Annotated in this window: 1 protein-coding gene; it reads left to right on the top strand. The window is 62.0% G+C overall.

Annotated features, from left to right (window positions below):
- A partial coding sequence (locus ACK59Z_RS25980; protein WP_409294021.1) for an immunoglobulin-like domain-containing protein occupies nt 1-313 on the top strand: 313 nt, incomplete at both ends.

The following is a 313-nucleotide window of genomic DNA, read 5'->3' as shown; positions in this document are numbered from 1 at the left end:
ACCCCTTCGGTCACCGAAGGCGGCGAGATCACCTACACCATCACGCTGACCAACAAAGACGGTCTGCCGATCAACAACCACTCGGAGCTGTACTTCAAGCTGACCGACGGCACCACTGTCGTCGTGGCAGCGAACAGCACCACCGGTTCGGCCACTGCAACCGCCCCGGACAACGTCTATGTCGGCACTAACGCGCCGGTGGTCAATGCCATCGACGCGGTCAGCGGCGCAGATGCGTGGAAGTTCGAAAACCTGAACCTGGACAAGACCCCGGTCAGCACCCAGGTCACCGACGAGCCAGGTACCCCAGGCA

It is taken from the genome of Pseudomonas sp. KCJK9058, assembly GCF_046230975.1.
In the GTDB taxonomy this organism is placed as follows: domain Bacteria; phylum Pseudomonadota; class Gammaproteobacteria; order Pseudomonadales; family Pseudomonadaceae; genus Aquipseudomonas; species Aquipseudomonas alloputida.
The sequence above is the reverse complement of the archived record's forward strand: the minus strand, read 5'-3'. Positions and strand labels throughout refer to the sequence as shown.